The sequence below is a fragment of the Bacillus sp. 522_BSPC genome (genome assembly GCF_001076885.1).
GTDB classification, from domain to species: Bacteria; Bacillota; Bacilli; order Bacillales; family Cytobacillaceae; genus Niallia; species Niallia hominis.
On the sequence record NZ_JVDT01000228.1, the window covers coordinates 1 to 8,071 of the forward strand.

8 protein-coding genes are annotated in these 8,071 nt (G+C 36.0%); 2 read left to right on the top strand and 6 right to left on the bottom strand.

Annotated features, from left to right (window positions below):
• From ADJ83_RS18630 to ADJ83_RS18655, 6 genes are all read right to left on the bottom strand, one after another.
• A partial coding sequence (locus tag ADJ83_RS18630) for a glycoside hydrolase family 3 N-terminal domain-containing protein (RefSeq protein ID WP_048718687.1) occupies positions 1–768 on the bottom strand: 768 nt, incomplete at its 3' end.
• Between the two features lie 34 nt (positions 769–802).
• Complete coding sequence (locus ADJ83_RS18635) at positions 803–1,516, bottom strand: PIG-L deacetylase family protein (RefSeq protein WP_031539364.1); 714 nt, start codon at positions 1,514–1,516, stop codon at positions 803–805.
• 21 nt (positions 1,517–1,537) lie between these two features.
• Complete coding sequence (locus ADJ83_RS18640) at positions 1,538–2,584, bottom strand: serine hydrolase domain-containing protein (RefSeq protein WP_031539365.1); 1,047 nt, start codon at positions 2,582–2,584, stop codon at positions 1,538–1,540.
• A complete protein-coding gene (gene murQ, locus ADJ83_RS18645) occupies positions 2,581–3,501 on the bottom strand; it encodes an N-acetylmuramic acid 6-phosphate etherase (protein ID WP_031539367.1) in 921 nt (306 codons plus the stop codon). Before murQ ends, ADJ83_RS18640 begins: the two co-directional genes overlap by 4 nt.
• 29 nt (positions 3,502–3,530) lie before the next feature.
• Positions 3,531–4,514: a GNAT family N-acetyltransferase gene (locus ADJ83_RS18650; RefSeq protein ID WP_031539368.1), complete on the bottom strand. Its 984-nt coding sequence runs from the start codon at positions 4,512–4,514 to the stop codon at positions 3,531–3,533.
• Positions 4,515–4,605: 91 nt separating this feature from the next.
• Positions 4,606–5,589, bottom strand: a complete 984-nt coding sequence (locus ADJ83_RS18655) for an N-acetylglucosamine kinase (RefSeq protein WP_031539369.1) — start codon at positions 5,587–5,589, stop codon at positions 4,606–4,608.
• Positions 5,590–5,973: 384 nt separating this feature from the next.
• Between ADJ83_RS18655 and istA the strand changes: the two genes are divergently transcribed.
• Together istA and istB are read left to right on the top strand one after the other, a co-directional pair.
• Positions 5,974–7,257 (top strand): IS21 family transposase, encoded by a 1,284-nt coding sequence (gene istA / locus ADJ83_RS18660; RefSeq protein ID WP_048717507.1) that lies wholly within the window; start codon positions 5,974–5,976, stop codon positions 7,255–7,257.
• The gene (gene istB, locus ADJ83_RS18665) at positions 7,257–8,018 is read left to right on the top strand and encodes an IS21-like element helper ATPase IstB (protein ID WP_048717505.1); all 762 of its coding nucleotides are present in this window, start codon (positions 7,257–7,259) and stop codon (positions 8,016–8,018) included. Before istA ends, istB begins: the two co-directional genes overlap by 1 nt.
• Positions 8,019–8,071 lie beyond the last annotated feature (53 nt).

Genomic DNA, 8,071 nt, shown 5'->3' on the forward strand with positions numbered 1-8,071 from the left:
AGTAACCACTCCGTTAAACTTTAACTTTTCTCTTAATAACCCTGTAATTAGTTTCTTGGACAGTGTAGCAGGTAAAAAAGCTTCATCTTCTAAAGCTGGAAAATAAATATGAGCTGTCATAATAATATCTGCTCCACTTTGAATACAGGCAGTAAATGGCTTTAGCTCTACTTCTTCTAATCTTTCCAATGAATGATCAATAACTGGTAAATCAAGATGGGAATCCACGCTTGTATCTCCATGTCCTGGAAAGTGCTTTAAAGTTGTTATTATTCCTGCATCTTGCATCCCCTTCATTGCCTTTTCTCCAAATAACGCTACCTTTTCTGCCGACTCTCCAAATGAACGAACGCCGATAACTGGATTATTTGCATTATTATTCACATCCAAAACAGGTGAAAGATTCCAATTAATCCCCAATGATTTTAATTCTTTTCCGCATGCCCTTCCAATTTCATACGCATTTTCTGGGTTTTGTGTTGCGCCTAATAGCATAGCTCCTGGAAACACGGTTGCCCCTTCCCCAAGACGCCTTACCGCACCATTTTCTTGATCTGTACAAATAAATAATGGATATTCATGACCAGCTAGTTTAGCCTCTCTCTGCAATTCAGTAGTAAGCTTTAGTACTTCCTTTGGCGTGCCAATATTTCTCCCAAATAAGATAATACCACCAACATAATGTTCTCGAATCAGCATTTTTAATTCTTCTGTAATCACTTTCCCTGAGAATCCGAATACCATTAACTGCCCTATCTTTTGCTCCATACGTAATTGCCCCAAACTTCTTCAGCTCCTTTCATCAAAGTTCTAGTCCTGGAATATTAGCACCTTTTTTTATATTTGCATTTAAAGGGTATTTTAAGGTCTGGGCATATTTCGTTTTATTTAAACAACCTCTGACTGTACCCAATGCTTCGTAATAGTCATAGTATCGAAAAGAAGCTGAATTCATAATAAACCAATAGTTGGATAAGGCAGATAAATAGGTATCATATTCCTCAGACACATCTACAAAAATATCTGGAACGTAGCCATCCATATCCTCCCAATTCTCACTATGAAGATAGCCATAATAATGTGGTGCAAGCCCTTCTAAATCAAACCCTGAAAGTCCTGCCTTTAACTGTGCTGCTTGAATAATTCTTGGACAAATAGCATGATCTGGATGCATGCTATTTATCCAATGCGTGATAACTAAGGTTGGCTTCAACTTCCGCATTAGCGTTGCCACATGTATGATTATCTCATCGTTAAATGTAAGCTCTGCATCTTTATAGTCTAACGTAATTGTGTCTGCTCCCAATATTTCCGCCACTTTTTCTGATTCTGCAATTTTTTGTTTTCGATATTCTTCCACTGATATATGCGACGGATTCCCTTTTTCACCGGCTGTTAGATGTAAAAATGTTACCTTATGCCCTGCTTTTGCGTACTTATATGCAATGGCACCAGCTTGTATTTCTCCATCTCCACAATGAGCACCAACAATGACTAAATGAATTTGTTTGGTCATACTATCTCCTCTCCCTTCTCTTTAAAAATAGGATCTTATTAAGTTATGTAATCTGGGGCGTAGGCGAAGAATTGCCTCTTGATTCTTACCATGGACTCTATTTGTAAGCAGAATTACATGTAGTTTTATTTCTGGATCAAACCATAAGCTTGTCCCCGTATAACCTGTATGCCCATAGGAGGTATCTGAAAATAAGTCCCCACAAGAAGAGCCTGCTTGTCCTTTTAATATCCAGCCAAGCCCTCTGTACTCCTCATCAAAAGGAGTAAAATTTTTTCTAGAAAGCTGTAATATACTCTTTGGTAGAATTTCCTTTCCATTGTATACCCCATCACTTTCTATCATTTCCGCAAAACGAGAGACATCCTTCATAGTTGAAAACAATCCAGCATGCCCACTTATCCCACCCATGCTTTCTGCATTTTCATCATGGACAATACCTTGCTTATAGCTAGCTACTTTCTCGCTGAACACAGTCGCGGCAAACCTTTCTTTTTCCATTGGAAGATTAAAACCGGTTTCAGTCATATGAAGCGGATCAAATATTTCTCTTTTTACAAAGGTCGTAAACTCCTCTTGGGTAATAATTTCAATAAGCTTATATAATAGAATAAGACCAAGATCACTATATATCACCTTTTCCCCAATAGTATTCATCGGAGCCTCTTTACATATCTGTTGAATGATCTCTTCTGTATTCCATGATTCTTTATAAAATGGCCGATGTGCTGGCAATCCAGAAGTATGGGTAAGTAAATGACGAATAGTAATAGCAGACTTCCCATTAACACGAAACGAAGGTAGAAAAAAAGACACCTTGTCATCTAATCGGATTTCTCCTGTTTGAATCAATTTCATAATAACAGGCAACGTTGCAACAACCTTCGTTAACGATGCAAGATCAAACAGTGTATCTAGCTGCATTGGCTCTGGATTAGGATATGATATACGTGAACCAACAGCTTCTTGAACAAGCATTTCCCCCTTATAAGACACTTTAACAACTGCACCAGGTATATTCTCTAATTCCACTTCTCGTTGAAGAAATTTCAAAACATTTGATTTCATACCACATTTCCTTCTTTTGCGATTTTAAGTGCTTTATGGATAAATCCACCTGCTTGATCCAGATATTTATTCGCATCTTCCAACGAAATTTTCGCCTGTAGCATGACAATCGCTGTTTTCACACGTTGATTGGTAGCATTTAGCACGTCGACGGCTTCTTCATAAGGTACACCCGTTGATTTCATTACAATATTTCTTGCTCTTTCAAGTAGTTTCAAATTACTTGCGTTTAGATCAACCATTAAATTTCCATACACTTTTCCTAATTTAATCATGGTTGTTGTTGTTATCATATTCACGATCATCTTTTGAGCGGTGGCAGATTTTAATCTAGTAGAGCCTGTTAATATCTCTGGGCCAACCACTACTTCAATTTTTTGTTTGGCGTAGTTACTTATTTCTGCATTCAAATTACAAGATAGAGCAATTGTTGCTGCCTGCTGCTTTCCTGCATAATGTAATGCCCCTTTTACATAGGGCGTCCTTCCACTTGCGGCTATTCCAATAATGACATCATCCGAGGAAATTTGCCTTATTCTTAAATCTTCTGCTCCCCTATCAAAGTTATCCTCCGCTCCTTCCACAGCTGACACAATCGCTGTCTCTCCTCCAGCAATTAGCGCTTGTACCATTTCAGGTGGAGTACAAAAAGTTGGTGGGCATTCTGATGCATCTAAGACGCCAATCCTTCCGCTTGTTCCAGCACCTACATAAAATAGTCTTCCTCCATTTCTTATCGACTGATATACAGTCTCAACTGCTGCTTCAATTTGTGGCAAAACTCTTTCTACCGCTTCCCCTACTTTCTTATCCTCTTCATTCATTAAAGTAATGATTTCTTTCGTAGAAAGCTGATCTATATTTTGGGAACGTTCATTATATTGCTCTGTAGTCAATACTGAAAGGTTCTCTTTCATTTCTACACGCCTTTCTCAATATCCGGTTTCTATTTTTCTCTAACAGTATCCCTTAACTTTATTAATCTTTTACTATATGTCTCATATTCTTGCCATTTTTGAAATCCAAGTTTTTCATAGAATGCTACCAAGCCAGTCCAATCAATTATGAGATGTTTTATCTTTCTTTTTCTTAGAAAATAGATGGCTGCCTGTACAAGTGTAATTCCATACCCATTTTTCCGTTCCTTTTGACTAATGCCTAAAGGTCCTATACCACCTAGATCACTATTGAAAAGAGGAGACCAATATACATTAGGGCCAATTATTGGTGATCTAATATCGTTAATCCGACAAAATCCAATAATTTCTCCTCCTTTTACCAAAAGAACAAATTCTCTTCCCAGCCCACCTTTTTCAAAATATTTAATCGCCTCATATTCCCATCTACCAGGGAAAGAGGTATGTAAAAAATTTAAAAACGCTTTTTGTTGGTTAGGCTTTAATAAACGAAATTCTACGTCTTTAAAAGTTGGGAATTCAACGGATAAATCATCTGAATAGCTACAAATCAAGTCTGTTTCTTTCCCGTGATTCTCGTAACCTCTTTTTTCGAACCACTTTTGTGAATCTTTCCACTCACTTGGAATACCAGGAAAGTAATGCCAAGGATCTTTTCCAAGCCATACTTTTTCCATATTTGTCTTCTGTAATTTTTCTTCTGCCTTATACAGTAATGTCGATCCAATTCCGTTCTTTCTAAAATCTGAATCAACTAAAAGCACTTGTATCCATGCCACATTAGGATTCATCTTTATTTCAATGGTTTCTTGCCACCTTTTAACGATAATAAAACCTACCACTCTATCTGTATGATCTAATGCAAGCAATGAAGCAGACCAATCAATATTTTTATCCTCTAAACTATTTTGCTTAAACAACGTTTGTTGCATTGGAAATACCTTTTCTAGCTCTTTATTCCATAAATCAACAATGTCTTCTGTCCAGTTTTCCTTCCATTCTATATACTTCATCTTGAACCTCTTCCATTAAGGTTTTTGACTTTTAGACGATACAATCAGAAATATTATTTCGTTAATATATAAAAAATTATGACTTTTTATTTCAAACAGGATATAAAAGGTGTTTCCATTCATTGACTAAACTATTATCTATCGGTATTCGTAGTTGCTTTAATCCAGCTATAACAGCGCCAGCAATTGGTGGCATCTCTGGCACAATGAGCTCAGTTTGCACATTTGCTGCATCTAAATGTTTCTTTAAAGAAGGAATAAATAAATCTGCACGATTAAATACACCGCCAGCTAAAATGATTTTTATTGGATCTTTTTGCTTCTGATCATAAAATAAGTTGTTTATTAGAGCTAAAACGGAATTTCCCATATTCAGAGAAGATTTATCTACGATTTTTTTAGCTACTGCATCGTTTTTGTCTGCTGCAGCAACAACTAATTTACTTAGTGGAGCGATAATATCTCGTGCTTTCCCTTGTTGATAAATAGACGGAATCATTTCTTTTGGAGTATCTGTTTGAAAGTATTCTAGGAAGAATTTTGTTAGTAATGTTTGCTCTCCATATCCATCATAGTATCTGTAAACTGCCATTAATGCTTCTCTTCCAAGAGCATACCCACTTCCGTCATCATCCAGCAAATAGCCCCATCCTCCAACCCTACCACGCTCTCCATTTGCATTTATTCCAAAGGTAATCGAGCCTGTTCCAGCAATTTGAACGATTCCTGGTTCGCCTAAAGTTCCTGAATAAAGAGCATTTACTCCATCATTATCAACAATCAAAGGAATAGATGTGCTTATATGTTTATAAATAGATTGTTCAATTAGTTGTTTCCCCTCTAGACTCTCTACACCAGACATTCCCGCGAAAACAACAGCAAGCTTTGAATAAGCCTCTTTTTTTTGCTTTTTCAGCTCCATTAGCAGTTCTTTCATTTTCTGCTTAATCGCTTCTTTATTCGAACCATTTTGGTTTGTTCCACCTACCGTATGAATGGCGATAATCTTTCCATTTATATCTGTTATAACTCCAGTGGTTTTTGTTCCACCACCATCGATTCCTAATATATACACCCCTCACACTCCTCGTTACCTTTCTTAACATCTATTATAAAACATAAAAATAAAATTTCAATAATTTATTTATAAATTCTGAAATTTTATTTTATTTTGTGCGTTATTTCGCAATATTTTACTTTTATATCCTTTTTATATCATTAGAATATTTTGTTAATATATTTTTGTTAGATTTTCTTACGTTTTTATAAATTAATCAGGTCCTCCTAAGAAAAGCGCAAGCGCCCTTGCTCATCGCCGTACAAACTGGAGGGGCATCGACTGAGATATAGGAAACACGAAGCGACAGCGTAGAAATGATAATTTAAATATGTACAAACGTGCTTGAATAAAGATGTACAAAATTGATTATGAATTACATACTAATATTGGGTGATTAGTATGTACATAAAGTTAAATATTGAAACAGATTTTGAGATTAAGAGTCTTTCAGATTTAGGAAAATTCAAACAAGTAATGGAGCAGTTAAAGATGAAAATTAATAAAAGTGAATTAGCTAGGGAATTAGGGGTAGATCGTAGAACAATCGATAAATATCTCAATGGGTTTATTCCAAAACGTACAAGGAAAAAGGCATCTATGCTTGATGAATATTATGAAATTATAGCCGCACTTTTATCGGAGGATTCGAAACAGAAGTTTTATTATCGGAGGGTGCTTTGGCAATATTTAAAAGATAATCATGGTCTTGATTGTTCGGCTTCTACATTTAGGGCGTATATAGCTAGAATACCAGAATTTAAAGCTTATTTTGATGAGGACAAAAAGATTGCCTCCCCCAAAGGGGCAGCTCGTTTTGAAACAGCACCAGGTAAACAAGCACAACTAGATTGGAAAGAAAGTATTCTATTTGATACTAAGGATGGTCAACAGGTAGAAGTGAATGTGGCCGTTCTTGTTCTTTCTTATTCAAGGTTCCGCACGTTCCATCTAAGTATCTCTAAATCACAAAGTACATTGTTTTCGTTTTTAACGGAAACATTTGAAGCACTTGGTGGTGTTCCTTCAGAGATAATTACGGACAATATGAAAACAGTTATGGATGAAGCTAGAACAGAATTTTCTAGCGGAAAAGTGAATAATAAGTTTGCACAATTCGCTAACGACTTTGGTTTTAAAGTAAAACCTTGTGTAGCAGGCAGACCACGTACAAAAGGAAAAGTAGAAACAACGATGAAACTATTAGATGAAATTCATGCTTATCAAGGTCAACTGACCTTAGAAGAATTACACCGATTTGTACAGGATTTATGTAATCGAGTCAATCATGAGGTACATCAGGGGACTGGCAAGATACCAGTATTAGAATTTAAAAAAGAAAAGAACCTCTTACACCAGCTACCAACTGTCCAAGTAAGAGATTTCTATCGAATCAATCATAAGCTTGTAAAGGTGAATGCCTCCAACATGATTTCTTACAAATCGAATCAATACTCGGTACCAGCAAAATACCAAGGAAAGAGAGTTGGACTACAAGTGTATGATGATCAAATATGGGTTTATTATAACACGGAGCTCATCGCACAACATCCCTTAAGTGGGAAGAAATTAAATTATCAAGAAACCCACTATCAGGAATCACTAGGGGTTTCTATGCCTAACTATCCTAATATTGATGAGTTAGCGAAAAAGAACTTAGCAGCGATTGGAGAAGTGTATAAATAATGAATCAAGTAACAACAAATCATCAGCAATTATTAAAGAATCTAGAGTATCTGGGGCTTAAGCAAATGACGTTACATTTAAATGAAGTCATAGACTTTAGTGTAAATAATCAATTGTCCTTTAATGATACTTTGATTAAATTAACGAACTATGAAATTGATGTCCGAGAGCAAAATATGACACAGGCAATGGTGAAAGTAGGTGCATTCCCACATCGTAAAGAAATAACTGATTTCGATTTTGATTTTCAACCCTCCATTAACCGACAACAAATCTTAGATTTTTTAACGCTCCGTTTTATAGAGGAGAATGAAAATATCGTTTTCTTGGGTACAAGTGGTGTTGGAAAGACCCATTTGGCCACTTCAATCGGAATTGCCGCAGCGAAGAAACGAACTAGTACTTATTTTATTAAGTGCCATGATTTAATCCAGAATTTGAAGAAAGCACGGTTGGAAAACCGTTTAGAAAGTCGTTTAAAGCATTATGCCAAGTACAAGCTTTTAATCGTAGATGAAATTGGTTACTTGCCAATAGATGCGGAAGATGCGAAGCTCTTTTTTCAGCTCATTGACATGAGATACGAAAAGAAAAGTACGATTCTCACTACAAATGTAAATTTCAAAGAGTGGGATACAATTTTTCAAGAGACTAAACTAGCGAATGCGATTTTAGATCGTATTTTACATCACGCAACTGTCGTAACCATTGTAGGTGATTCTTATCGATTAAAGGCTCATTTAACGCAAGAAAACGAGTGATTTTGTACATCCTTACGCAAGCAAAATTGTACATATTTGTGTTGACATTTATA

Bases quoted from the DNA above. Each gene is read 5' to 3' on its own strand.
- ADJ83_RS18635 (WP_031539364.1), bottom strand. From the start codon at position 1,516: ATGACCAAACAAATTCATTTAGTCATTGTTGGTGCTCATTGTGGAGAT.
- ADJ83_RS18640 (WP_031539365.1), bottom strand. From the start codon at position 2,584: ATGAAATCAAATGTTTTGAAATTTCTTCAACGAGAAGTGGAATTAGAG.
- murQ (WP_031539367.1), bottom strand. From the start codon at position 3,501: ATGAAAGAGAACCTTTCAGTATTGACTACAGAGCAATATAATGAACGT.
- ADJ83_RS18650 (WP_031539368.1), bottom strand. From the start codon at position 4,514: ATGAAGTATATAGAATGGAAGGAAAACTGGACAGAAGACATTGTTGAT.
- istA (WP_048717507.1), top strand. From the start codon at position 5,974: ATGTACATAAAGTTAAATATTGAAACAGATTTTGAGATTAAGAGTCTT.
- istB (WP_048717505.1), top strand. From the start codon at position 7,257: ATGAATCAAGTAACAACAAATCATCAGCAATTATTAAAGAATCTAGAG.